Below are 224 nucleotides of genomic sequence, written 5' to 3' on the forward strand. Positions count from 1 at the left end.
CAGGGTGGATGCCTTGGCACTAAGAGCCGATGAAGGACGTGATAAGCTGCGAAAAGCTTCGGGGAGGAGCAAATATCCATTGATCCGGAGATATCCGAATGGGGAAACCCGGCAGAGAAGACCTCTGTCATCCATACGCCAATCCATAACGTATGGAAGGGAACCCGGTGAACTGAAACATCTAAGTAGCCGGAGGAAAAGAAAGAAACATCGATTCTGGGAGT

1 rRNA gene is annotated in these 224 nt (G+C 50.0%); it reads left to right on the forward strand.

The features are described 5' to 3' along the window. Window positions 1-3: 3 nt before the first annotated feature. A 23S ribosomal RNA gene (locus GPK60_RS14520) occupies window positions 4-224 on the forward strand; the annotation flags it as partial.

The sequence above is a fragment of the Ruminococcus sp. MCC718 genome (assembly GCF_018783905.1).
Classification (GTDB): Bacteria; Bacillota; Clostridia; order Lachnospirales; family Lachnospiraceae; genus Hominisplanchenecus; species Hominisplanchenecus faecis.